This is a genomic window from Synechococcus sp. PCC 7336 (assembly GCF_000332275.1).
Lineage (GTDB): Bacteria > Cyanobacteriota > Cyanobacteriia > Thermostichales > PCC-7336 > PCC-7336.
The window spans coordinates 5009738-5035304 of the sequence record NZ_CM001776.1 but is presented as its reverse complement, the minus strand read 5'-3'; the positions used below and the strand labels follow the sequence as shown (position 1 = coordinate 5035304).

General features: G+C 55.0%; 23 protein-coding genes. 10 read left to right on the top strand and 13 right to left on the bottom strand.

The window, feature by feature from the left end; genetic code table 11:
* Window positions 1-334 precede the first annotated feature (334 nt).
* The 8 genes from SYN7336_RS23515 (at window position 335) to psbA (ending at window position 9343) form a co-directional block, all read left to right on the top strand.
* Window positions 335-1738, top strand: coding sequence for a V-type ATP synthase subunit B (locus SYN7336_RS23515; protein WP_017328399.1), 1404 nt, complete (start codon window positions 335-337; stop codon window positions 1736-1738).
* Window positions 1739-2338 (top strand): V-type ATP synthase subunit D, encoded by a 600-nt coding sequence (locus SYN7336_RS23510; RefSeq protein WP_017328398.1) that lies wholly within the window; start codon window positions 1739-1741, stop codon window positions 2336-2338. It abuts the gene before it with no gap.
* Complete coding sequence (locus SYN7336_RS23505; protein WP_017328397.1) at window positions 2335-4140, top strand: V-type ATP synthase subunit I; 1806 nt, start codon at window positions 2335-2337, stop codon at window positions 4138-4140. The genes SYN7336_RS23510 and SYN7336_RS23505 overlap by 4 nt, the downstream gene beginning before the upstream one ends.
* The gene (locus SYN7336_RS23500; RefSeq protein ID WP_017328396.1) at window positions 4137-4589 is read left to right on the top strand and encodes an ATP synthase subunit C; all 453 of its coding nucleotides are present in this window, start codon (window positions 4137-4139) and stop codon (window positions 4587-4589) included. Before SYN7336_RS23505 ends, SYN7336_RS23500 begins: the two co-directional genes overlap by 4 nt.
* A gap of 12 nt (window positions 4590-4601) precedes the next feature.
* The gene (locus tag SYN7336_RS23495; protein WP_017328395.1) at window positions 4602-5288 is read left to right on the top strand and encodes a hypothetical protein; all 687 of its coding nucleotides are present in this window, start codon (window positions 4602-4604) and stop codon (window positions 5286-5288) included.
* Complete coding sequence (locus SYN7336_RS23490; RefSeq protein WP_017328394.1) at window positions 5288-5971, top strand: DUF2764 family protein; 684 nt, start codon at window positions 5288-5290, stop codon at window positions 5969-5971. The genes SYN7336_RS23495 and SYN7336_RS23490 overlap by 1 nt, the downstream gene beginning before the upstream one ends.
* 9 nt (window positions 5972-5980) lie before the next feature.
* On the top strand, window positions 5981-7792 hold the full coding sequence (locus tag SYN7336_RS23485; RefSeq protein WP_017328393.1) for a V-type ATP synthase subunit A: 1812 nt from the start codon (window positions 5981-5983) through the stop codon (window positions 7790-7792).
* A 450-nt stretch (window positions 7793-8242) separates the two neighbouring features.
* The gene (gene psbA, locus SYN7336_RS23480) at window positions 8243-9343 is read left to right on the top strand and encodes a photosystem II q(b) protein (RefSeq protein WP_017328392.1); all 1101 of its coding nucleotides are present in this window, start codon (window positions 8243-8245) and stop codon (window positions 9341-9343) included.
* Here the strand turns inward: psbA and SYN7336_RS23475 are convergent.
* From SYN7336_RS23475 to SYN7336_RS23425, 11 genes are all read right to left on the bottom strand, one after another.
* Window positions 9309-10802 (bottom strand): DUF2079 domain-containing protein, encoded by a 1494-nt coding sequence (locus SYN7336_RS23475; protein ID WP_017328391.1) that lies wholly within the window; start codon window positions 10800-10802, stop codon window positions 9309-9311. The genes psbA and SYN7336_RS23475 overlap by 35 nt on opposite strands.
* Before the next feature lie 73 nt (window positions 10803-10875).
* On the bottom strand, window positions 10876-12732 hold the full coding sequence (locus SYN7336_RS23470) for a BamA/TamA family outer membrane protein (RefSeq protein WP_156820303.1): 1857 nt from the start codon (window positions 12730-12732) through the stop codon (window positions 10876-10878).
* Window positions 12733-13011: 279 nt separating this feature from the next.
* Window positions 13012-14355, bottom strand: coding sequence for a TldD/PmbA family protein (locus SYN7336_RS23465; protein ID WP_017328389.1), 1344 nt, complete (start codon window positions 14353-14355; stop codon window positions 13012-13014).
* On the bottom strand, window positions 14352-15791 hold the full coding sequence (locus SYN7336_RS23460) for a TldD/PmbA family protein (protein WP_017328388.1): 1440 nt from the start codon (window positions 15789-15791) through the stop codon (window positions 14352-14354). Before SYN7336_RS23460 ends, SYN7336_RS23465 begins: the two co-directional genes overlap by 4 nt.
* A gap of 654 nt (window positions 15792-16445) precedes the next feature.
* On the bottom strand, window positions 16446-17615 hold the full coding sequence (gene moeB / locus SYN7336_RS23455; RefSeq protein ID WP_017328387.1) for a molybdopterin-synthase adenylyltransferase MoeB: 1170 nt from the start codon (window positions 17613-17615) through the stop codon (window positions 16446-16448).
* A gap of 3 nt (window positions 17616-17618) precedes the next feature.
* Window positions 17619-17900, bottom strand: a complete 282-nt coding sequence (locus SYN7336_RS23450) for a MoaD/ThiS family protein (protein WP_017328386.1) — start codon at window positions 17898-17900, stop codon at window positions 17619-17621.
* A gap of 93 nt (window positions 17901-17993) precedes the next feature.
* Window positions 17994-18470, bottom strand: coding sequence for a M67 family metallopeptidase (locus tag SYN7336_RS27520; RefSeq protein WP_017328385.1), 477 nt, complete (start codon window positions 18468-18470; stop codon window positions 17994-17996).
* Window positions 18471-18731: 261 nt separating this feature from the next.
* Window positions 18732-18935, bottom strand: coding sequence for a DUF3134 family protein (locus SYN7336_RS23440; protein ID WP_017328384.1), 204 nt, complete (start codon window positions 18933-18935; stop codon window positions 18732-18734).
* 53 nt (window positions 18936-18988) lie between these two features.
* Window positions 18989-19162: a photosystem II assembly protein Psb35 gene (gene psb35, locus SYN7336_RS31830; RefSeq protein WP_017328383.1), complete on the bottom strand. Its 174-nt coding sequence runs from the start codon at window positions 19160-19162 to the stop codon at window positions 18989-18991.
* 338 nt (window positions 19163-19500) lie between these two features.
* Window positions 19501-20820: an HD domain-containing protein gene (locus SYN7336_RS23430; RefSeq protein WP_017328382.1), complete on the bottom strand. Its 1320-nt coding sequence runs from the start codon at window positions 20818-20820 to the stop codon at window positions 19501-19503.
* Between the two features lie 107 nt (window positions 20821-20927).
* Window positions 20928-21155, bottom strand: coding sequence for a ferredoxin family protein (locus tag SYN7336_RS23425; protein ID WP_017328381.1), 228 nt, complete (start codon window positions 21153-21155; stop codon window positions 20928-20930).
* Between the two features lie 185 nt (window positions 21156-21340).
* On the opposite strand from SYN7336_RS23425, the gene SYN7336_RS23420 reads away from it, so the two are divergent.
* Window positions 21341-21622 (top strand): DUF1778 domain-containing protein, encoded by a 282-nt coding sequence (locus SYN7336_RS23420; protein WP_038026233.1) that lies wholly within the window; start codon window positions 21341-21343, stop codon window positions 21620-21622.
* Complete coding sequence (locus SYN7336_RS23415) at window positions 21622-22134, top strand: GNAT family N-acetyltransferase (RefSeq protein ID WP_017328379.1); 513 nt, start codon at window positions 21622-21624, stop codon at window positions 22132-22134. Before SYN7336_RS23420 ends, SYN7336_RS23415 begins: the two co-directional genes overlap by 1 nt.
* Window positions 22135-22202: 68 nt before the next feature.
* Here the strand turns inward: SYN7336_RS23415 and SYN7336_RS23410 are convergent, their stop codons facing one another.
* Both SYN7336_RS23410 and SYN7336_RS23405 read right to left on the bottom strand, forming a co-directional pair.
* Entirely contained in the window at window positions 22203-23093 is an 891-nt protein-coding gene (locus SYN7336_RS23410) for an AEC family transporter (protein WP_017328378.1), read from the bottom strand.
* 192 nt (window positions 23094-23285) lie between these two features.
* A complete protein-coding gene (locus SYN7336_RS23405) occupies window positions 23286-25088 on the bottom strand; it encodes a hypothetical protein (protein WP_202951127.1) in 1803 nt (600 codons plus the stop codon).
* Window positions 25089-25567: the final 479 nt, after the last annotated feature.

Below are 25567 nucleotides of genomic sequence, written 5' to 3'. Positions count from 1 at the left end.
GAATCAACCAAGTTTTAATGTGTTAACCTGCCATAGGCTGTGTCTAGCCTGACAATCATAGTTTTGAGCAGGCGCAGCTATTAGCCTATCTCATTAGCGCTGTCGATCGCTGCTATTGAAGCTGTGAAACGCAGCCGAGCAACTCTCACAAGTCCCCCACTGGTGGGAGATTCAGGGAGACGACTGCAATATTTGAAAACTCTAGATCTCAATCTAGACAGGGTTTAGCGAGATTTATTTAAGAAATTCTAATTTATATTTCTGTCTGCAATATTTGAGCTGTATGTTGAGGTAAATGACTGGTGGAGTAAAACTCTCCATTGGCGAGTGCATTATGTCGCAAACATTGATTCGTTATTCCAACATTGTCGAGATTGTTGGGGATATTATTCGGGTCAAGGTGCCCGAAAGTGCTTACAAAACTGAGACAAAGCCTTGCTTTGGCGACCTCGCTTTTGTGGACAGCAGCAGCAGCGGCCAATCTATCGCTCAGGTTATCAATGTCAAGCACAATATTGTTGCTCTCCAGGTGTTCCAGGGGACCAAGGGAATCTCGACTGACTCGTCGGTCAGGTTCCTCGGCCATCCCATGCAAATGACCTATTCAGACAATATTCTCGGCAGAATCTTCCGAGGAACCGGAGAACCCATTGACGGCGGTCCAGACCTGACCAACGAGCCCAAGGTAACCATTGGCGGGCCTTCGGTCAACCCCGTGCGGCGCGTCTTGGCCTCCAAAATGATCCGCACTGACATCCCCATGATTGATGTCTTCAATTGCCTGGTGGAGAGTCAAAAGATTCCCATCTTTTCCGTGGCCGGCGAACCGTTCAATCAGTTCCTGGCTCGGATTGGCATACAGGCCCAGGCTGACGTTGTCGTGTTTGGAGGGCTGGGTCTCATTTTTGATGAATATTACTCCTTCCGTTCCGCCTTTGAAGCAGCGGGCGTCTCGGCACGTACTGTGATGGTTGTGAATCTGGCTTCTCATCCCATCGTCGAGCGCATTCTCGTGCCCGACATGGTCTTGGCAGTGGCAGAACATTTTGCCGTGGAAGAAGGCAAGCGAGTTTTGGTGTTGCTCTCGGATATGACGGCCTTTGCCGACGCCCTCAAAGAGATCGGGATTGCGATGGACCAGGTTCCCTCCAATCGGGGCTACATGGGCGATCTCTACTCCCAACTGGCTCGACGCTACGAAAAGGCTGCCGATTACGCTCAGGGGGGGTCTGTCACAATTCTCACGGTCACCACCATGCCAGGGGACGACATCACCCACCCGGTCCCCGACAATACTGGCTACATTACTGAAGGCCAGTTCTATCTCCACGATGGCGTTATCGATCCGTTTGGCTCTCTCTCTCGCCTCAAACAACACGTCATCGGCAAGGCCACCCGCGAAGATCACAGCCAAATTATGAATGCCACAATCCGCTTTTATGCTGGCGCAATCGATGCCGAGCAAAAACAGTCGATGGCATTCGAGCTCTCCGAGTTCGATCGCAGGCTGTTGAAATTCGGTCAACTGTTCAGAACCCGGTTTATGAATATCGAAGTCTCCATGCCGCTGGAGGAAGCTCTCGATCTAGCCTGGAAAACCCTGGCAGAATGCTTCAAACCGGAAGAGTTGCTGATGAAGCAAGCGCTTGTCGATAAGTACTATCCCCAGAACCTGCAGGTGGCAGACTCTAAACTGGCAAACTCTGAATCGAAGCCCGATGCGGCAAAGGTGGCCTAAATGGCACGATTGGCACTCAATAAGTCTTCGCTGACCAAACAGAAGCGCCAGCTCAAAACCTTTAATGATTACCTGCCATCTCTCGATCTCAAGCGCAGGCAACTGGTCGCCGAACAAGCAAAAGCGCGAAAATTGTTGATTGAGGGTCGAGCCCAGTTGGCAGAGATCGAGCCGATTGTCGCGCAGAAACTTCCCATGCTGGGCAATCGAGGGATAGAGCTCGCCCAGTTGGTCAAAGCCACTAACGTGCGAGTGAGTCGAGAGAACGTCGTGGGTACGCAACTGCCCAAGCTAGATGCAGTCGATATTGAGGTGCGCAACTACGCTCTCTTAGGTAAGCCCCAATGGATCGATCACCTCGTGGATTTTTTAAAGGTCGCGATAGAGCTCGAACTGCAGATGCAGGTGGCCACGAAGCGGCTGGAGCTCTTGGAAGAGGCGGTTCGCACCATCACGCAGCGGGTCAATCTATTTGATAAAGTGTTGATTCCGCGCACTCGCAAGAATATTAAGAAAATTCAAATTTACTTGTCCGATACCGAACGTGCGGCTGTTGTCATTGCCAAGATTGCCAAGCGCAAGAAGGGGGCCGCATCGTGACGATTGTTGCCTTGTGCAAAGTAACCGTATGCGGAGCAAGCGCCGATAAAGCCGCTCTGCTTGCCGGATTGCAGAGTTTGGGCTGCATGCACCCGATCCCCTTACGGCCGGCACCTGCAGAATTTGAAGAAGGAACGGCCGATCGAGATACCCCGGCTCGACAAGCGTGGAGGCATTTAATTGAAGCACCCCGCCAGCGAAAGCGAGTGCGCGATCGCGATCGCTTCGATCTAGACCGGGTTGTCCGCGCTGCATTAGAGAATAAGCGCAAATTTCGGGAGCTGGAGGACCGCCGAGCCTTTCTGGCCTACCGCATCGAGCAGCTATCCCCTTGGGGAAACTTTGTTTTGCCTGGAGAGACCTTGGGCGGCTATCTCCTCTGGTTCTATCGGATTCCCCACAGCAAAACTAAGTCTTTGCAGGACTTGGCTTTGCCCTGGCAGACGCTTCACGAAGATCGTCAGTTCGTCTACATTGCGGTAATTGCAGCAAAGGAACCCGCCCCCGACGCCCTCCCCGTTCCCCGCACCCACACGGGGTCGGTGCCCCTAGACGAGCTGAAACGCCAGTTGCAGGAGACGGAAATCGAATTGGAAGATCTGGCTGCCGAGCACGAATCTCTGAGCCGCTGGGTCTACTTGCTGGCAAAGAGTTTGGCTCGGGTTGAGGATGCAGTGGCCCTCCGTCAGGCCGAACAACAGACTTTAGACAGTCAGGGCATTCTGGTCGTACAGGGGTGGGTGCCGCAGCGGAAATCTGCCGAGTTAGAGCAATTTGCCCAACAGCACGGACTGGCACTGGCGATCGAGCCGGTAGGTCCCGAAGATACTCCGCCAACCTTGATGGAAAACCCACCGCTGTTGAGAGGCGGCCAGGATTTGGTCAGCTTTTATCAGATGCCGGGATATCGCGACTGGGACCCCTCGAATGTTGTATTTTTCTCGTTTGGACTGTTCTTCGCCATGATTGTGGCGGATGCCGGATATGCGCTACTGCTGGCTATCCCCCTGCTCTACAACTGGCGGCGGATGGGCAAGAGCGCTAACGGCCAACACTTGCGCGTCCTCGCAGTCTGGATTCTGGGGGCGTCCTTACTGTACGGCATCTTGGTGGGCAGTTATTTCGGCTTCTCCCCTCCAGCCGGATCGTTTGTGGCTCAGCTGAACAGGCTAGATGTCAGCCAATTCGACATCATGATGCCGCTATCAATTTTTATTGGCTGCTCGCATTTAGTTTTCGCTAATGCTGCGGCTGCTTTGCAGGCCAACAAGTTCTCCAGCAAGGTCATCCACTTGGCTTGGATTGCCGTCATCCTCGGCGGGTTTTTCCTGTTTGTGTTGGGGGGAGGGGACGATGGCAGCGCGGCAGCTAAAACTGCAGGCATTGCACTGCTGATTTTAGGGCTAGCATCGATGGTGCTGCTGGGGAGCGATCGCAAGCTCGATTCCATTCCCTCAGCTTGCCTTCGCCTCGTGGATGGCGCCAGATCCCTGACCGGCATCACCACGATGTTTGGCGACGCCCTCAGCTACCTGAGGCTGTTTGCGCTCGGGTTGTCCAGTGCCTCGCTGGCCATCACGTTCAATAATCTTGCTGGCTTAGTCGCCGATGCCGTGCCCGGTTTGGGCATATTGCTTGCAAGCGGCATTTTCATCCTCGGACACGGCATCAACCTGCTGCTGGCCATCATTAGTGGTTTTGTCCACGGCTTGCGATTGAACTTTATTGAATTCTTCCGTTGGAGTTTAGAGGAGGAAGGATATTCCTTCCGACCCTTCGCAAAAAAGGAGATCGAATCATGAATGACTTCATCCTCTTGTTGGGATGGATTGGCTTGTACGCACCGGTTGCTCTGGGGGCGATCGGCAGTGCAGTGGGTTGTGCGATCGCCGGTCAAGCGGCGATTGGTGCCACAATCGATACCAAAGGAGGCTACGGTCGCTTTATCGGTATTTCCGCCCTGCCCTCTTCGCAAGTGATTTACGGCATTGTGGTGATGTTCCAACTGCTGAATCAATCGGTGACGCCGCAAACTGCGGTGGGCATGTTTGGCATTGGCGTGGGTGCTGGAGTTGCGTTAATGATTAATGCCATCTATCAAGGCAAGTGTTGCGCATCTGCAGTGCTGGCTTCGAAGGTCAAACCGGAAGTATTCGGTATATCCCTGGCTCCGGCGGCGATTGTGGAGGGATTTGCAGTGTTTGCCTTCATTTTTGCCCTTCTGGCCGCAGGGGAACTCTCGGGGAGTTAAGGAGAAAATACTATGGCTGAGCAAAGGGATGCCGTCGAAGTCTCTGCAGGGGTCCAAGCTCTGATCGATCGCCTGCGACAACAGGGTATAGAACGGGGTAAAAGTGAGGCCGACCAGATCGTTGACGATGCGCGATCGCACGCCAAATTGATTCTCGAGCAAGCTCGCGAAGAGGTGGACGAAATGCTTGCCGATGCCAAAGCAGAGATTGAAACCTTAAAAAAATCCGGGCGAGATGCCCTCGCGATCGCCGCCCGCGATGCCGTTCTTACTTTGAAGTCAAAACTCATGCAGCAATTTACGGGGGAGGTGCGGCGGCTCGTTGGCGAGGAAACCCAAAAGCAAGAGTTGCTGCAGAAGCTCATTCTGGAGGTGACCGGTCGAGTCAAAGAGGAGGCAGCCGTTGCCGAGAAAATCGAAGTCCTGCTACCCCAACGGGTGATGGGCCTCGAAGAACTCAGCCGCAACCCAGAAGAGCTCGAAGAGGGAATTCTGACCCATTTTGTCCGTCTGATCGGGCGAGATCTATTGCGGGAGGGGGTCACCTTTCGAATGGCGAAGGACGGTGAAGGCGGGTTGAGGGTGCGGTTAGTGGACAGCGAAGTGGTGCTGGATTTGAGCGATCGCGCGATCGCCGAAACCCTGCTCGATCACCTCCAGCCTCGCTTCCGGGCACTGCTAGAAGGGATGGTTCGATAATGGCCGATAATTTCAAGTATGCAACTTTGATGGCAAGCTTGCCCTACCTGCACCGCCCCTCAGTCTCTCAACCTCCCCCCCTGTCTAGAATCAGGCTAGACAACCGCTTGAAAATGCTGTCCGAACGCGATGCAGCAACGCTGCAGGCGATCGAAGACGTGCTGCGCTGGTCCAATCAATCGATGGACCGAACCGATGCTGACATTGTGGCGGCTGCCGAACGGCTGCTCGGGCAGCTCAACAGCAGCGTGTTGCAAGAGGCTGTGATGTCCAGAATGGAGTTTCGCACAATTCTGGCTGCCTTGCGCCGCCGCCACCGAGGGGAAAGCGCGCCGCCTGCAGGCCAGCCCTGGGGATACGGTCGCTGGGTTGCCTCGATCGCGCGCAACTGGACGCATCCAGCCTTTCAACTGGATGCCCAATTTCCTTGGATTGTGGAAGCCAAGCGTCTGATGGATGCAAGCGATTTCCTTCCTCTAGAAAAACTTCTGGTGGATATCGTCTGGACCGATCTCGAGCGCATCGGTCAGGGGCACCAATTCGACTTCGAAGCAGTGGTTCTGTACGTATTGCGCTGGGATCTCGTAGCTCGCTGGACAACCTACAGTGGAGAAGCTGCAACAGAGCGTTTTGCAGAACTCGTCGATTCTGGTTTGGAAGAACTAGACAAAGTCTTTGCATGAGGATGTTTCATGGCCGAAACCTTCAATCCCGCTCGGGTGGTCGCCGTACAAGAAGATATTGTCTCCATTCAAATGGCCGAAACTGATGCCCGTCCGCTGGTCAAAAATGAGGTGGTCTACATTTGTCCTCAGCGGGAAAGTGAAGGTCGTGCCGAGAAGCTGAAGGCTGAAGTGTTGCGGGTGCAGGGTCGGGAGGCAGTTGCTCAGGTGTTTGAAAGCACCCGAGGGGTTGGCGTCGGCGATCGGGTCGAACAATCCGGTCAACTGCTCTCGGTCACCTTGGGGCCGGGGTTGCTGGGCCAAGTATACGATGGCCTGCAAAATCCCCTAGAAAGTCTGGCAGTCGGTCACGGCACCTTCCTGCCCAGAGGGGTTTACGTCCCGTCTCTGAACGTGGTGAAAAAATGGTCGTTCGTTCCTGCCGTTGAATTTGGTACGCGGCTCGGGGCTGGAGATACCCTCGGGACTGTGCAGGAGGGTCGCTATACCCACAAAATCATGATTCCCTTCAATCAGCCGGGAGAGGTGGAAGTGACCTGGATTCAGGAGGGCAGCTTCACGGTCGATACTCCCATCGCCCGCATTCGAGCTGAGACGGGTCGGGAGCGAACTTTGACTATGGTCCAGCAGTGGCCAGTGCGTCGTCCCTTGCCCCAACTGTTGTTAGATCGGCGCTATTCCGAGCGACTCTATCCCCAAGAGCCACTCATTACTACTCAGCGGATTATCGATACCTTCTTTCCCATTGCAAAAGGAGGCACAGGCTGTATCCCCGGTCCCTTCGGGGCAGGCAAAACTGTCCTGCAGAATATGATTTCGCGCTTTTCCGATGTCGATATTGTCATTGTGGTGGCCTGCGGCGAACGAGCGGGAGAGGTGGTAGAAACCATTACTGAGTTTCCCAAACTCACCGATCCCAAAACGGGTTCTTCGCTGATGGAGCGCACCATCATTATTTGCAATACATCCTCCATGCCTGTGGCCGCCCGCGAGGCATCCATTTACACCGGCCTCACCTTAGGCGAATACTACCGGCAGATGGGATACGACGTTCTTTTAATTGCCGACTCCACCTCCCGTTGGGCTCAAGCCATGCGAGAGACCTCGGGACGCATGGAGGAAATCCCGGGGGAAGAAGCCTTCCCGGCCTATTTGGATTCATCCATCAAGGGGGTTTACGAGCGAGCGGGATCGATCCGCACCAATGATGGCAGTCTCGGCAGTTTGACGACGATCGGCACCGTTTCCCCTGCGGGCGGAAACTTTGAGGAACCCGTTACCCAGTCAACCTTAAGCACCGTCAAGACCTTTTTAGGACTGAGTGCTGATCGCGCCTATAAACGGTTCTACCCCGCCGTCGATCCCCTCATCTCTTGGTCCCGTTACTCGAATCAACTGAAAGATTGGTTCGAGCGGAAACTGCATTCTGGCTGGACCGGCCAAGTCCGCGAGGCGATCGCCCTGTTGAAAAGCGGGGACGGTGTCTACCAAATGATGCAAGTTACAGGAGAAGAGGGAACGCCTTTGGAGGACTTCATCACTTACCAGAAATCTCTATTCTTAGATATGGTGTATCTGCAGCAGGATGCTTTTGATACCGTCGATGCCAGTGCGCCGCTGCAACGACAGAAAAGCACATTTTCGCTGGCATACGATCTAGTTAAACGCGAGTATAAATTCGAGGATAAATCATCTGTTAGGAGCTACTTCACTCGTATGACTGGGCTGTTTAAGAACCTCAACTATGCACCAGATCCTTCTAAAGAACGGTCCGATCTGAAGAGGCAAATTATCGAACTAGCTGATTCAGTGACAGCCTAAACTACGTCTAGCCAGAAAACCGTAGTTTTAAAAAAATGCCTGAAACTATTATGGGGAGATAGCTTCAGCCTCGATAGATTACCTCTAGGAAGCTCTAACCCTCTACGCGGACGGAGTTGATTCATAATGGGAGGAAACTGCTAAAGACTCCCCAAGGCTCTTTAAAAATCTTCACTTCCATACTATTAGCACACTCGAACGAGCGTGTTATTATAAAGTGTAAACATCACGAGCTTAGGTTATTCTCGCTAGTCCTATTTGTCTAAGCTTGTTCAGTATTTAAATTGCCTCGGTGTACGCAATCGATTGCTCGGTGTATGTAATGAAATCGAGAGTTCGAGTGAATAGAGGCTGGCTAGATGACTGGGATCGATAGCTAGAATACCGAGGGCTCGTTCGATCGCTCTTTGTAACAAACATCATCGACCTTCTGAGAGAGGTGTTTTTGTCATGGTGACTATCTCTAAACGCCGAAGGAGACTAGTAAGGTTTGATACCCTTTGGGAGCAATTTTGCGCGTGGATGACCAGTACCGATAATCGGCTCTACATTGGTTGGTTTGGCGTACTGATGATTCCGACTCTACTGACTGCTTCCATTTGCTTTATCCTTGCCTTTATCGCTGCGCCGCCAGTAGACCTAGATGGCATTCGCGAGCCCGTTATCGGCTCCCTTGCGGGTGGCAACAATCTCATCACCGCAGCGGTCGTACCCACCTCAGCGGCGATTGGGCTACATTTCTACCCCATTTGGGCCGCTAGCTCTCTGGACGAGTGGCTCTTCAATGGCGGTCCTTACCAACTGATTGTGCTGCACTTTCTCGTCGGGATTCTCTGCTTTATGGGACGGCAGTGGGAGTTATCCTATCGGCTCGGAATGCGTCCCTGGATTGCAGTTGCCTTCTCGGCACCGGTGGCAGCAGCGATCGCCGTTTTGCTGGTCTATCCCATTGGCCAGGGGTCTTTTTCGGAAGGACTGCCTCTCGGCATTGCGGGCACGTTTCATTTCATGTTGGCCTTTCAAGCAGACCACAATATCTTAATGCATCCCTTCCAAATGCTGGGAGTCGCGGGTGTCTTCGGGGGAGCGTTCCTCTCTGCCACGCACGGCTCGCTGGTGTCCTCGTCGCTCATCCGCGAAACTTCCGATCTAGAGTCGGCAAATAGGGGATATCGCTTCGGCCAGCAGTCAGAAACCTACAATCTGATGGCCGGTCACTACGGTTATCTCGGTCGCGTTTTGTTCCGGGGCTTGGGGTTCCAAAACAAGCGCTCCATTCATATGCTGTTGGCTGCCTTGCCGACCGTCGGCATTTGGTTTGCGGCTCTGGGCGTGGGCATTATGGCCTTCAACTTGAACGGGTTTAACTTCAACGCCTCAATCCTCGACAGCAGTGGACGAGTGATTGGCACGGAAGCCGATCTCCTCAATCGGGCAACGCTAGGATTGCAGGTCATGCATGCTCCTAACGCCCATAACTTCCCCTTGAGACTGGCCAGTAGCGAACCGATCCCGGTCAGCCTGTCAGATCCCGCTCTGCTGGCTGCATGAGCTCGGACCGTTCGCTCCCCTCAATCTTGCGCCTAAACAGAACCACATCATCCCGTCGATACACTGACTCGAACTGCGGGCTGCGCTCGACCTGTTGCAGGAGCCGACCGGCATACTCGGGGGAACTGGACCAGCCGGGATGGCGCAGGTTGAGTAAGACAAAATCAAAGGCTTCTGCCGTTGCGGGCGGGTTGGCAACCTGGGTGGACTGAATAGTGGCGCGGTGGCTGAGGTGAGGGACAATCGAGGCAGTGGTCAAGACGCTGCCTCGAGGTTCGACTAAGGCGATCGCCTCTCGGGTTGCTGGGGCCGTATCGAGCTCGCCCACATAGCGCGTCCAGAAATATCCAAACTTCGCTAAGGCCAAAAAGGCCAGGATCGACAATATTGTCATGGCCCGCCGTCCTAACGCCCGTCGCCGTCCTACCGTCAGACCGCCAATGACTGCCAGCATCAAAAAGGGCAAGATGGGCAACTGATATTGATGCACCAAGTCTCGCTGGGCATCCACTGTAGACAGCACGTTCAGCCCTAGCGCCGGCAGCGCCGCAATCAATGGGGCCAGCTTTTGAATCGAGAGCGCCCAAATGGCGGGTAACAATAACAAAGCCAAATACCCAAGCGTCTCTAATGAAAACACCTTTCCCAACGCCAAACCGGGTTTTACGAAAAAATTCAAGACAATCTCGGGAATAGAATTGCCCAAATAGGCGTATCGCGCCAACCCTGCATGTTGGCTGCCCGACTTAAACAAGGGCACGATCGCCTGCGTCGCGATCGCAAACCACAGGCTGCCAAATCCCAGCGCCAAGACCCCGCACAACCACTTGCGTTCGGCCACTAACAGCCAAATTCCCATCGCAGCCACGGGTAGGGCCAAGATAAATTTACAGCCCGCCGCAAACACAATGGCGATCGCAAACCCCAGCGGGCGATCGCGTTTGGCCGCCAAAATCGCCCCCAATAAGGCCGGGACCGCCATCACCTCGGGATGAAAGTCAAACAGATTGGCATTGAACAGAGCAGGATAGAGCAAATAAACCGCTGTCGTGCCGATTGCCTGCGATCGATTCAAGCCCCCCATGCGAGCCAAATGCCATAGCGGCCAAGCCCCCAAAGACAAGCTCGCCGCCTGAATGGCAAATAGCCAGGAAACGCTGGGATAGAGCCAATAGAGGGGAGCCACGAGGTAAAAGGCCCAAGCGGCATGATCGGCCATATGGTGAATAGAATTGATCGTGCAAAAGGGGGGCAACCCCCGGCTCATCAGGTAAGCAACCTGATCGAAAATGCCCAGATCGAAGGCAGTGGATTGGAAAAGATGGTGCCGCGCACTGCTGCAGACAAACAGAATGAGCGTGTTGAGGGCGATCGCGCTCCAGACTGCTGCAGGCGTTCTTTCGAGGGGCTGGGTCGAGAGACTGTGGGATTGGGCGATAGGGGACGATACGTCAGTCATGAAACCTGTCTGGAGCGATCGACCCCTATCCTACAGGTCTGCAGGGGAACAGAGGGGGGCGAGCGGCGTCGCCCTAAAACTTCTCCCCAAAACCAAAGTGAACGCGACCGCTATCTTCCCCTTGACCGATGCCGTAATCCACCCGAATGGCACCGACCGGAGACTGCACTCGCACGCCCGCCCCGATGCCAAACGCGCTACCCAACAAACCTTGCGCATCCGTCGGGTTGCCAAAAACCCCATCTGCCGTGCCCAGATCGGTACCGTAATCGGCAAATAGCGCGCCCCCAATAAAGTTAAACACGGGGAAGCGATATTCAGCACTGGCGAGCGCAAAACTTTGGCTCGTGCCCACGCGACCCTCATCAAAACCGCGCACGGAGTTAGCGCCGCCCAACAGGAACGAATCAAAGGGGGCCGTATCGCCAAAGATGCTCCCGGAGCGCACGTCAAACGCCAACACTTCGGGGGAGCGTCCCTCAAATTTCAAAAAATTCACCGGAATGAAGTGACTGTAGCTCACCTCCGCCCGGTTGCGGGTGAGACCGTCGTTGAGGATGAAACCCGCTATAGATTGATCGGTCGAGAGCCGCAGGATGTTACCTCGACTGGGCAGAATCGGATCGTCGCGCAAATCTCGAACGACACCGAAGCGTACGCTGGAGAGGCTGTTGGTATCCCCATCTAAGGTGAGGGGCTCGTCATCGTCGCGATCGCGAATACTGACAAATTGCTGTTGAACTCCGAGGCTGGCCCGCCAGTTTTCCGAAATAGGGCGGGCTAATGTGGCGGCTGACCCCAACCGCACAATATCTTGGTCGTCGTCGAAGACGCGATCGCTGGAAAATCGGTTGAACGCATTCACATTTAAGGAGGTGGGGGTTTCCCAATGGGCAATGCGGGGATCGGTAAAGCCGACATCGAACAGCAGCTCTTCGGTCCCCACTTGAATGTCTAAGCCCAGCCGTTGGTTGTTGCCGCCGAGATTTTGTTGAGAAATGCTCAAGGTACCGAATATGCCTGCCCCCGAGCTGAGCCCGCCCCCAGCCGAGAGAGAACCGGTATTGCGCTCTTCGACATTGACCGTCGCAACCACGTTGTCGGGGTTATCTCCCGGTTCTAGCGATAGATTGACATCCTGGAACAGATTGAGGGCGAACACATTCTGCAGGTCGGTCTGAACTGTATTGCGGTTGAACACCTGCCCCGGTTCCAGTTCCATTTCCCGCGTCACAATAAAATCGCGGGTGCGATCGTTGCCAGCCACGCGAATATCTTCAATCACCCCTTCGGCCACCTCCAAGACCACATCGCCATCTTCGGTCGAGCGCACGTCCTTAACACTCGCCAATACGAATCCCTGTTCGGCATACCAGGCTTCTAACTGCTCGACAGCCAACTGGAGATCGCTAAAGTTCAAGGTTTCGCCAGCTTGCGGACCGAACAAATCGCCCACCACCTCATCGGGCAGAACCGTCGTATTCTCAGCACGGATGGAACGCACAATCGGGTTGGGGCGGACTTCGTAGGTTACCCGTACCCCTAAGGCGGTATCGGAGGGGAGTGCCTCTACATCGGCAAAATAACCGGTGGAAAAGACGGAGTTAATGTCTTCTTCTAGCTGAGTGCGGGTGGTGGTTTGACCGGCCTGCGTGCCAATGGCCTCGTAAATTTCGCGGATTAAAGCGGGGTCTTCCGTTCCCAGAATCAGCACTTCTGCCACGAGCACTTCGGGTTCGCCTGCGGGCGGATTGGATTCTGTTGGAGCTGCTTGTGGAGGCGCTTGGACGACACTGTCTTCAGAGCCTGTTTCTGGAGCTGCTTGAGCTAATAAAGGTGGCGCTGCCAATCCTTCTGTGGGTGCTAACGCAAAGCAGGCCATCAGGGCAGTCACCGACAGCGTAGTGCCGTTTATCCAAGATAGATTCATAACCACTCACTCGCACAGTTAAGGAGAAACAGAAGTTTGGAACACTTTCACGCAAACTCAGATGTTCGTGCAAACTCAGATGTTCGTGCAAACTAAGAGGATGCATCGAGGTTGACGATCGCCGACTGAAGAAGCAGCTTCCGCTAGGTATTGTTACATATATAGGTATTGTTACATATATCCCTAGTTAGCCCAAATTATAGCAAGATCGTTCCCAATCGAAGACATCGAGCTGGGGCCAAAATGTTCGCTCCCTTGCTGAATCCAAGGCTGCAGCCCCTACAGAGTAAATGTGAAATCATTCACTAACATTCCCGGCATTAAGGCCCCCCCCAGCGATCGCCATTCGTAGGTTCCCACATTGGGCACAAACTCTTGAAACGCGGTCAGCTCTTCTAAGTTATCCCCCAGAAATGCGTAGAGGCTTTCGTCAAAGCGCAAATCGGTAATGGGGGCAACAACCTCGCCGCTCTCAACCCAAAAACAGGCATAACGGGTCATACCAGTGATGCGACCGCCCTGGCGATCGCTCCAGTTCAAATAATGCAAATTCGATAAATACAACCCCGTCCCCAACCGCTGCAAGATCTCATCGTCGGAGAGCCTCCCGGGAGAAACCTGCGGCGCGCGCAAGCTCTCCGATCCATTGGCGGCGTTACTCTTAACCCCGTACTCTTTGGCTGTGCGGGCATTGACCAGTGTATTGACCAGTTCCCCTTCCACAATCACGGGCACCTCCTCTGGGGAGACTTCGCCTAACTGGTTGAAGCGCGGTACTGTACCGCGACTGAAGTCTTCTCGCAGCGTCAATCGCGGCGACAGAGTTTTCCCCTCCTTCAGCTTGGCCAGAGCACTTCCCCCCTGCCGCATCGAGGCTTCGCTCACCGCCCCCCAAGACAGCATGCCCAGCAGATCGGCCACGGCAGCGGGAGCAAAATAAGTGCGATATTTCCCCGGCGGTAGGGAGCGGGTGGGGCGATCGAGCAAATCGAGCTGGGTCTTAGACTGGCGAACTCGCTGCTCGAACTGTGCTTGATTCCACTGCTGACCGGCAAGGGTCGCCTTTACTGCTTTTTGCGAGGGGGCGATCGCCGAATAATCCAGCACAAACGTCTCGGTGGCAAACCAATGGCGCTGTCCGGCAGAGTTACGGGTAGCCCGCAGTATCGGCCCCGAGGCATAGCTCCCGGTAAAATCAATTCCCTGCACCGCTGGCAAAATTGCCTCTGCAGCCCGTTCGGGGGCTAATAGCCGACCGGAATAAGTCTCTCGACTGGACCCTAAATTGTCGGGCAGGACGACATAGGGATCTGGTGGGAGTTGAGGCAGATCCTGTCGCAAGTCAGCCAATTGCGCGATCGCCTCGGGGCGATCGCTCTCCAGATCGCCAGTAAAGGGGAACGAAGCATAGGCAGTCCGGTCCTGGCAAATCAGTTGCAGCTTGATGGCCGCATCGGCCACTGTCCCAGATTGACGCACTTTGCCGCCATTGAAACGCATGAAATGACTGGCTTCCCCCGTCAGCTCGATCGCCAGATGCTCCCCTGGCCCCAACCCGTCCAGGAGGCGATCGCAGAGGCGATCGAACCTGCCTTCCCAACGCTCGAACTCGGATAAACTCACGCTGCACCTCCAAACACCTCGATCGCCTCAAACGCACAGACCGGCGACCCGTGACCCACCTGAATGCATTGGTTGGGTTCCCCTTTACCGCAGAAGGGAGTGCCGTAGAGTTCGAACGTACTGCGATCGCCCACCTGGACTAGATTTTTCCAAAAGTGACTGCTAATGCCTCGATAGTTGGGATTGCGCAGGGTTTTGGTCAAGCGCCCATTTTCGATGAGCTTGGCATATTCGCAGCCAAACTGAAACTTGTTGCGGTAGTCGTCAATTGACCAAGAGCGGTTGGATTCCATGTAAACCCCCCGCTCGATGGAACCCACAATCTCATCAAAAGAAGCATCGCCCGGTTCTAAATTCAGGTTGGCCATGCGATCGATCGGGGCTCGATTCCAGGAATTCGCGCGGAAATTGGCCACCCCGGGCACCCCCGCCCGCACTTGGCTTTCCAGACTGCCCAACCCCCGCAACAATTGCCCCCGCTCGATTAAATATTCCCGCTGGGCGGGCAGACCGGCATCGTCAAAGGCATAACTGGCCAGCTCCCCCGCCACGGTCGGATCGAAGGTCGCATTCATCAGGGGCGAACCGTACATGAGGGAGCCAAAATCCGAGAGCTTGACAAAGCTCGATCCGGCGTAATTGCGCTCGTCCCCCAAAATTCGATCTAACTCCAGCGGATGCCCCACACTTTCGTGAATCTGCAACATCATTTGGTCGGGGGCGAGCACCAGGGTGGTGGTGGTTTCGGGGCACTCCTCGGCATCGAGCAACTCGATCGCCTGTTCGCCAATTTGACGAGCGCGAGTCAAGACCTCTTCTGGATGCAGCACTTCAACCCCTGCCTGATAGCAGCGGGCCATCCAGCCATTGTCCGTTCGCTGTTGCGTAATGGTTCCGTCCCGAGCGGTTGCGGTGTAATGGGTGTTGACAGCCAAAAATTTCTGGTACACATCCGAGCCATTACTGCTGACAAACCGCTGTTCTGTCTCCACCGTCTGAGCCATCGCGGAGGTTTTCACCACTTTGTCCGATACCCGCATGGTGTCGCACACCTGCACGAGCAGCCCCACCAAGTCCGATGCGCTCAGGGCTTCGAGGGGTTTTTGGAAGGGGGAACTGTACTGACCGACGGCCTTCGGTCGCACGGCAGGGGTAAAGGCGCGAACGGCCCAGGCAGAACTGGCGAGGGCTTGTTGGCGAGCTCGTTCGGCGGCGGCTTGAATGCTGTCTGGCTGCAATCGCTGGGTAGCGGCATAGCCAAATTGTCCGTTAGCTAAGACTTCAACCATGATGCCGCAACTGCGACTGCGCCCGTTACTTTGGGGGTGACCGTCGCGGACAGAGCGAGTGGTGCTTGCCTCGGAGATCTGGCGCAGGCCCACCCAGTCAGCATCAATACGCAGATTGTTCAGACACTTGTGCAAATCGAGTTCCATGAGCGCGCCCCGTGCGATCGCGTGAGATATCGCCAGCTTAAAACTTAGCGTTTTGAGATGCCACCGAGCTTGCGCGGGATTGGCGAGCTCAAACCACGTGAGTTCGACAAGAGACTGGCCCCCATCCCCTAACCCCTTCCCCCCTCGCGAAGCGTGGCGTCAGCCGTAATTTTGGGGGAAGGGGAATAGAACGGTAGATTGCGGGTTTGAGGCTGCTTCTCCCCTCTCCCAAACTTGATGCTGCTGGCGAAATTCATATTCCGAAACATTGGCCATTTGTCTAGATGCCTGTGGCCCCCTTCCCCTAACCCCTACCCCCAACTTTGGGGGCAGGGGAACAAGGCCCCGTAAGGATTTTCGGCTGTTTCTCCCCTCTCCCAAACTTGGGAGAGGGGCCGGGGGTGAGGGCCATGCAGAGGACTTGCACCATGCCAATATTTCTAAATGTTAAATTGGCCAGCAGTATCAAACTTGGGCGAGGGGTCGGGGGTGAGGGCAATGCAGAGTCATCGAACTCAGGTCAAACCCGGCACGATGCTGACTTGGAGCAACCCCTCCTTCACAGCAAAACCGGCAATATTCAGAGACATTTGCTCCTTACCTTGCCGGTTTTGCAGGGCTGATTCAGCCGGTCTTGCGGTTCAATCAAGCCGCTTAGTACTTCGGAATCGTGGGATCGTAGGCATCGCCCCAAGCAAGGATGCCACCCTTGAGGTTCTTGCCGCTGATGCCAGCCTCTTGTAGCTTCCTCAGTGCCTTAGCCGATCGCATGCCGCTCTTGCAGTGAACGATTAGCTCGGAACCGTTGGTCAGCTCGCGCACGCGCTCTACGCCATCGCCACTTTCAATATCGGAGAGGGGAATCAAAGTGGCCCCTTCAATATTGCAAATGTCGTACTCGTTAGGATTGCGCACGTCAACCAAGACGAAATCTTTCTGGCTATCTATGCGCGCCTTCAGGGCAGCCACATCGATTTCCACAATCGAGTTGCTGGTGTCTTCCTCGGCTGCAGCCGCTTGAGGAATGCCGCAGAACTGCTCGTAATCGATCAGCTCCGCAATCGGTGGAGTCTCGGGATTCTTGCGCAGCTTCAACTCTCGGAACTTCATGTTCAAAGAATCGTAGAGCAGCAAACGACCGTTCAGAGTTGTTCCCTCGCCCAACACAATCTTGACAGTTTCAGTCGCCTGAATTACGCCAATCAGACCGGGCAAAATCCCCAGCACGCCACCTTCAGCACAGGAGGGTACCAGGCCGGGGGGCGGGGGCTCGGGATAGAGGTCTCGGTAGTTGGGGCCGCCCTCGTAGTTGAAGACCGTTGCCTGACCTTCGAACCGATAGATGGAGCCGTAGACGTTGGGTTTGCCGGTTAAAACGCAGGCATCGTTGACCAGATAGCGGGTGGGGAAGTTATCGGTCCCGTCCACCACGATGTCGTAGTCGGAAAAGATCTCTAGGGCATTGCTGGCTTCTAAACGGGTTTCGTAGAGATCGACCTGGCAGTAGGGGTTGATTTCTAGAATGCGATCTTTGGCCGACTGAATTTTGGGCTTGCCCACCCAAGAGGTGCCGTGGATAATTTGGCGCTGCAGATTGGAAGAATCGACCACGTCGAAATCCACTAAGCCGAGACGACCGATACCGGCAGCCGCTAGGTAGAGCAGCAGGGGAGAGCCCAAGCCGCCGCTGCCAATGCACAGCACACTAGCCGCTTTGAGGCGCTTTTGGCCTTCGAGGCCCACTTCTGGGAGGATTAGGTGGCGCGAGAAGCGCTCCATTTCGTCCCGAGATAACTCGATTTGGGAAGTGTCTAGATTCACCATGATTTAGCAACCTCCCGCAATGGAAGGAACGATACTGATGGTTTCGTCACCCGTGACGGGCGTATCTTTGCCCTGCTCCAGGTGGCGGATGTCTTCGTCGCCTAAATAAACGTTCACGAAGTTCCGTAACTGGCCTTCCTCATTGTAAAGATGGCGCTTGAGATCGGAATAGGTTTCGGTGAGGTTATCTAGGATCTCGCCGATGTTGCTGCCTTCGAGTTCCACACTGTCTTGGTTGCTAGTGTAGGCTCGCAGCGGGGTGGGGATGAGAACTTTTACAGGCATAGTTCGAGGGGGTCGGTAGCAGCAAGTGGACGTGCAAACTTGTGGGTCGGGGATTTAGTCTAGCAGTCTAGCGCAGGGGTTGCCGGGTCGGGGTCAAACGATCGTAGGCTGGGTTGTTTCAATCGACTGCTCGATGCATCGATCGGTGGAGTCCAAAACCCAACTGCGCAGGTCGGCAGCCGCTCCAGCCATAATGCTGACAATGACACAGGAATATCCCCACGGAAAAGCATGTTGGCGATCGAATTCAGATGGGATGGCAGGGTGGTTGGGGTGGGAGTGGTAGGTGCCTACAACGCCTAAGCCTGAGGAGCGAGCGTAGTCGTAACCTCGTTTGAAGTCAGCGGGCTCAATCAGGAAGCGACGATTTTTCGATTCGCCGTCAGCCACAGGATTTTCGGCAGAGTCCCAGGTGTTATCCACTTGCCACAAAGCCTCGATCGCCTTGTGTTCCTGTCCGTCCTGCAGCTCGATATTGCCCAATAGCAAACCGCAGCACTCTTGCGGGAAAGCCCGTTCGCCATGTTGTCGAATGGCATCCAAGTGTTCGGGGGTCAGATGCAGCGTCATGAATCTCGCCTATTCCGATGGGAATACTGGACTTTATTGATTGTCACACAAAAACCTGCGATCGCGGGCTGTGCTAGACCGCAGTCTACTGACTAGTTATTCTTTCATGATGCAGGCGATCGCCATTCCACATCCCCCCTAACCCTCTTTCTAGAGCCGAGGCAAGGAGAACCTGACAACAACTAGAGGTTCCCCAGCTATTACTTCCATCTCCCAATTTTGGCAGAAGGGCTGGTGGGGGAAGAGCGGTTCGGCGTTGTTTTAATCTTCGTCGTCGTACTTTTCTTCTTCGCCCATCAAGACGCTAATGTCCTCTTCTTCGGGGCGGTTGAGCTCGGTGGTGGGGACGACCTCGATCAGCCGTCCCTGAGCTTTGAGCCAATCCAAAATAGACAGGGTGTCGCTCATGGGGACGATGGGGGCGCGGCCTTTGAGGGGCTCTTCGCGTAGAGAGGGATTGTGCATGGAACTCTGGCGGTCAGTGGTATAGCCTATCTATCGTACTTTAATCAGATACGCTAGCTGTCACTCTCGTCTTCACCAATTTTGGGAACGAAGTCGGGGCGTTCGGCGTTTTCCCAGCCTGCAGGGCGCTTGGAGTTGTACCAGGCGAGAGAACCTAGTGTCACAGCAGCAATAAATCCGATGGCTCCCACGGCTAGGGGGGCGATGGGGATGTCTCCAATCATCATGTCTTAACCTTTATTTATATTTGATTTAGCTAGTATGACACGGCGCGTTCGCGATCGGTATTGCGAGGGGCTGTGACTACTCTCACCGCTAACCCTACGGGTCTAGCGGGAGCTTCTCAGACTCACGAGTGAGAGTTGCTGTTTCACAGGCATCCCAGCGGATAAGCCTCCACAGCCAGAGAGCGGTAGTCCAACCGCCCTGCGTTTAACTATCCTATCCCCCTCACCGCCAAACGCTCTGCGTTCTGGCGGGAGTACCCCGGAGGTCATGATGGGATTTCCATACAGCTCTGTCGCTGTTGTGGGGAGTTGGCTTAAACCAAGAGGTTGTGGGTGGATTAAATGTTGGTTGGGAGAGGAAGTGTAAGAGGGGCTGGAACTTCGGAAGGGGAGAGGTGTTTGAGGTGGGTTTCTATAATGTCTTCGATTTCTCGGGGGAAGATGAGGCGGGTTTTGGGTTGAGTGTGGGCTAAGGAGTTAACTAGGGGGGAAAGATCGGCGATTTCGCGATCGCCGCGATCGCCTCTCAAACAAATGCCTTCTTGGTAGGGGGTGTAGCCGCGTGCGTAGGAGGAGCGGACGCCGAGATAATAGTTGGCAGGTAGGTCAAGTTTGGCAAGGGCGGCTGCGGCTGCGGCTTGTAGATCTGCTTGGCGATCGGGGGGGAGTGCGGCGATGTTGCGGGCTTTAAACAGATCGCGGTCTAGATAGCGCCGCGCGAGATCGGCCAGGACGGGATCGGGATGGTCGCACCAGAAGCGAATGGGGTATTGGAAGAGGATGTCGTCGGCGGCTAAGTACAGATCGAGGGGGAGCTGGTCTACAGGGCCTTGCAGCCATGCGGTGAGGATGCGATCGCAACTCAGTTCGCCTGCTTGGAGGAGGGTGCGGGCTCGTTCGTAAAGTTTGGTCAGGACAAAGCGGGCGGCGATGCTTTTGGGGTGGTGGTAGACCTGCGCGTACATGAAATAACGCACCACTAAGTAATGTTCGATCGCGCCTAAGCCTTTGCGTTCGGGGATGGTTAATTGCTGGGTGGCAGGGTCGTAGCCCAGGACAGTGACGATGCGATCGAGGTCGAGGCGGCCATATTGGGCTCCGGTGTAGTGGCTGTCGCGCAGCAGGTAGTCGAGCCGATCGCAGTCCAGTTGGCTGGAGATCAGTTGGCTGACAACGGGAATGGGGAAGCGGTGGCGGTAGACCTGTTGCAGTTGGTCGGCGAGGCCGGGTTCGCAGATATCGAATAATTCGGCGATCGCCAGATCTTCTTTGACGATGCGGCAGGTCCAGAGTTCGTGATGGCAGCCAAAAATCTCTTCTCCGGCGTGGCTGAAGGGGCTGTGGCCGATGTCGTGCAGCAGGGCGGCGACGAGGGCAACGGAGCGGTAGCGGCGCAGGTCTTCGTGGTGTTGGGCCAGTTGGTCGAAGATCCGTCGGGCGACGTGGAGGACTCCGACGGAATGGGTAAAGCGGGAGCCTTCCGCACCGTGGAAGGTGAGGGAGGCGGTGTCCAATTGACGGATGCGGCGCAGTCGCTGAAAGGCGGGAGTATCGATTAAGCGAATCAGCAGGGCTTCAGTGCGATCGCCCCCATCCAACTGAATCGATCCGTGTAGCGGATCGTGATAGGTTCTGGATTTACAAAATCTGAGCACCATCGGCGGAGCTCCCGACGCGCTGAATGTTTGGCGATGGTGTGAGTTGGGCCACTGACTTGGGTTGACTGGGGCTGCAGTTTGACTCCACCTAGCCAAACCTTACTCCCTCAGACCGGCAGGCGCTGCAAATCGGGTTTTTCTTCTGGCACGATCGCCCCTTTGACGGGACAGACCTGCAGGCAGATGCCGCAGTCAATGCAGGTTTCGAAGTCAATCCAGAAGTAGTCGGTGCCTTTAGCATTTTTGGTGTCGGCGGGGTGGATGCAGGCGACGGGACAAGCCTCAACGCAGTCGGCTACGCCTTCGCAAACGTCGGTGACAATGGTGTGGGGCATAGATTCCTCTCGCGAATAGCATCACTAGCCTAGATTAAAAATTGTAAACCGAGATGTGGAGAGAAATCGCCCGTCTCGGCAAGACAAAGACAACGACTGAAAGATTTGATTGGGACATAGGCTCGATTTGAGTGTACGGCCTTTTGCCGGATAATATGGAAGCATCTGAATGAATCGATCCTGTCATGGCTACTTCTTCAAAATCGATGGCCCGCCTTGAAGCTCGGGTCGATCCCGAAATGAAAGCACTTTGGCAGCAAGCGGCTGAGCTTCAGGGATGCAGCCTGACTGACTTTGTGGTGTCAAGTGTGCAAGAAGCTGCTTGCAAGGCGATCGAGCAATATCGAACCTTAAATCTGAGTCGGCAGGATAGCGAAGCATTTGTAGATGCGCTGTTAAATCCACCACTTCCTAATGAAGCCTTAACAACAGCAGCAGCACGCTACCGACAAGCGATTCAGTCCTAATGACTTTGCAGTTCGAACCCTTCGATAAACGCCGACACGATCGCGCGAGGTTCACATGCAGAGAACTTAGCCTCGACGATTACATCCAAAAGCAGGCTTCTCAGGATCTCAAAAGGCGAATTGCTGCTGTCTTTGTCCTTGTTGACTCTCCTGATGATGCCATTCTAGGCTACTACACCCTCTCTTCATACTCGGTAGAGCTGTCCGAGTTGGGGGACAAGTTGGTCAAGCGTTTGCCGAACTATCCAAAACTGCCAGCAACTCTATTGGGGCGTTTAGCAGTCGATATCAATTATCGAGGTCGCGGGCTGGGTGAGTTGTTATTACTAGATGCATTGCAGAGATCCCTGCAGGCAGCCACACAGATCGCTTCACTGGCTGTGGTGGTGGATGCTTTAGATGAGCAGGCAGCCAAGTTCTATCAGAAGTATGGCTTTCAGCGGTTTCGACATAACCCTCTCAAGCTCTACTTGCCGATGAAATCCATTGAGTTCTTATTCCCAGGTAGTTAAAGCTGACAGTGCGATCGAGGACCGACGAAAACCTGGCGATCCCGTGCCGCACGATCGCCCATAAACCCTCACAGCGCGGTCAGCCACAGCACCCCCGGCAGCGTCAAGAAACTGAGCAAGGTCGAGAGCACAATGGTTCTAGCCACTCGAACCTTATCTCCCCCCAGCTCTGTGACCCAAATGAGAGAATTGACTGCCACCGGCATAGCCGCCTGCAAGACCAGAACCTGCAGATCCAATCCCTCTAATCCTAAGACTCTCCCGATACCGTAGGCTGACAGCGGCGATACCACTAACCTCAAACCTGCCCCCAAGAGCTCGCGATACCCGAAGGCAAACTGGGTCCGCGATAACTGTACCCCCAGCATGACCAGCGCAATCGGAATTGCCCCGCTTCCCAGCAGCGCGACCCCTCGCTCGATCGCCTGGGGCAGCGCTCCGCCCAAAGCTTGTAGCACCAACCCCGCCAGTGTTGCCCAAAAGACTGGCAGTCGCAGCGTCAAGCGTACGCCAGTTCTGATGCCTGCTCCCTTCAGTACAATCGGAAATAGGCTAGCAATCGTCAGGCTCGACACCACCAGATACAGGACCGCCCGCTCCAGACCCGCCTCCCCCAGCGAGAACAACACAAACGGCAGCCCCATGTTGCCGACGTTGGCAAATAGAGTGGTGGCGATCGCACTTTTCTGCTCGTCTGGAGAAAATTTGAGGCTGCGACCCAACCCCACAGCGAGCAGATATAGCAGGGCTGTGTTGAGTAAGAATGCAGCCACAATCGCGATCGCATTTCCGAAGGCCAGGGTTGTCTCCGTCAGGCTCGTCAGCACTAGTGCTGGCAGCATCACATAGATATTCACCCGTGCTAGCGTCTGTAAATCCAGCTCGAAGATGCGTCCGATCCAAGCGCCCGCGAGTGCCACCAATGCAATGGGCAGCACCGCTGAAATCAAAACAGCCATAAACAAAGCCGGAAGCTGATATCCTGCGTATCCTAGCGCCTCCGTTACTGCGATTCCCCGGACATATTTTGCGCAGATATTGCACGGGGCGGGAAAACCCCGCCCCTACAGGGACAAGGCTCCTGGTATTTTTTCAATCAATTGCAAAGACCCTGAAACACTGATTTCACCGTGGAGAATTCGGGGACTCTACTAAAGCCGCGATGCGGTCAGCTCGACATCGGCATACTGCCATGCCTCGTCAAACCGATCGCGCACCATCTGCGCCTCGTCCGATCGCCCTTGAGCTTCTAAGCTTTGGGTCAAACCAAACAGCGACCAGCCATTGCGCTCGTGGGCAACGAGATCCTGGCGATAAACGGCTTCTGCGGCCTCGGGCCGATCGGCTTCTAACAGCGCGGCTCCCAAAATCTGCCGTACCGGTAAATACCAATCTTCCGGCTCGTTATAGATCAGAGCATCCTCCAGCTCGACAGCAGTTTCTAGAGCGGCGATCGCCGTTTCTAGATCCCCACTCTGGCGGGCAATCTCGCCAGACAATACCTCTTTACTGATTTCCATCAGTCGTGCAACTGAGTTGATATCAAAGACAGTGACGGCTTCGAGTTCGGGGTCGGCGGCGATCGCCTTTACCCGAGCCAACTCTTGCTCGGCTTGCTCTAATTGACCGGTGTTAGCAAAAGCCATGCCGCGCGCATAATGCCACACGCCCATCGGATATGGCAGATTCACTTCGGGGGCAGGCTCGGCCAGAATTTCCTGCCAGCGACCGAAGCGGGCCAGTCCGTAGTAGGGAATCGCGTAAAAGTGCTGCAGCACCCCCAGTTCGGGCATTAGGTCTCGATTCACAGATGCCGCCAATTCGCGTGCCGTCTGGATGCTGAGCTCCCCTTGCCCTTCCATTGCCGCGCTAGACCACAAGAAGTGCTCGTTGTGGGGTATGTAGGCCAGCGGATAGAGTCCTTGAGCGTGACATTGGGTGACATAGTCGTCGTCAGCCGAGATCGCCGCTTGGTTCGACACCGCAGCATCGTGGTAGCGACCGACGTTGATGTAGATGTGGGAGGGCATGTGGACGAGGTGACCGGCCCCTGGCACGAGGGTCGCGAGGCGATCGGCTGTCGCTTCGGCCCATTCGGGATGGACGGCTTCGACAGCGTGAATGTAGAGGTGATTGGCTCCGGGATGATTGGGATCGTGGCTGAGTACAGACTCCAAGCTGTCGAGCAGTTTGCGAGTGGCCTCGCGAGGTTGGTCGTCCTCCGTCCAATAATTCCAAGGGGTGGTGTCCATCAAGGCTTCGGCATATAACACCGCCGCATCGAGATCGTCAGGATATTGCTGCACCACCTGGCCCATTGCCTCGGCATAAGCGCGATCGAGCTCGGAACGATCCTCCACGGGTGACGCTGGGTACCGTTGAGCCATCGCTGCGATATAGGCCCGTTCGAGTGGGGTGGCGCGATCGCTGAGCTCCTGTGCCCGCTGAATGGCGATATACGCCTCGGGCACGGCGTCGTCTGCCATGGCTGCATTAATATTGGGTCCTAACACGTAGGCCAGCCCCCAATGACACATGGCGCAGTCGGGATCGAGGCGAGCGGCTTCTCGGAACGAGCGAGCTGCTTCGGCATGGTTGAAGCCATAGGCGAGAACCAACCCTTGGTCGAAATAGGTTTGGGCCAGTGGGGATGTGGTTGAAATGGGGTGATGGGTGTCGCCCAGCCCTTCGAATAAGGGTGCTTGGGGGTCAATGGCGGCAACGCCGTTCTCGGCAGGGGCGCTGTCGGTGTTTTGGCTGAAGGCATGGGGCAACCCTGCCAACCCCAGCAACAGCAATGCAGCAATCAGGTAAGTCGTCAGTCGCTTCATTTGGAAAACCTCTCGATATCGATAGGTCAAAGATGCAAGTATTGGAGCGAGGGGGTCGGCTTGCGATCGCCTGCTCAGAGCCCAAACCCATCTTCGGTAGTGGGCTGCGGGAAATTCAAACAATTGCAAAATCCCGCTGCGGAAAATCCCCCAACTCCGGGAAGGAGTGCGGGAGCCATGCTTGCATTCAGTCAATATTTGTAGTGTGAGACACCATTTTAGCCCTCGCAACTGAGGATCGCAGGTTAAGCCCTCAACTTAAGCACATGCAAAATTCTCTGCCGAAAACCGCCGCTGCAACTGCGGTTGCGAGGGCGATCGCCCGATAGATATCTGCTCCTTCCAAACGTGTAACCCACAATTGAAGCAGGTCTACGCAACTACTTTCCCTACGGCGCACATTGAGCGACTCTTAATCTGAGAACAGGCTTGAAAGCTCATTTCTTACCTTGAAAGACTTACATTTCTGATGTGGTTATGGCTTCAAATCTTATCAAGCTGTTCGCGAGACTGGTTCCCCTTGGGCTGATTAACCACCGATCGGACTTTCAAGTATACTCTGAGCCTGCGATAACTCTTCCTCAGCGATCTCCGCTTCATAC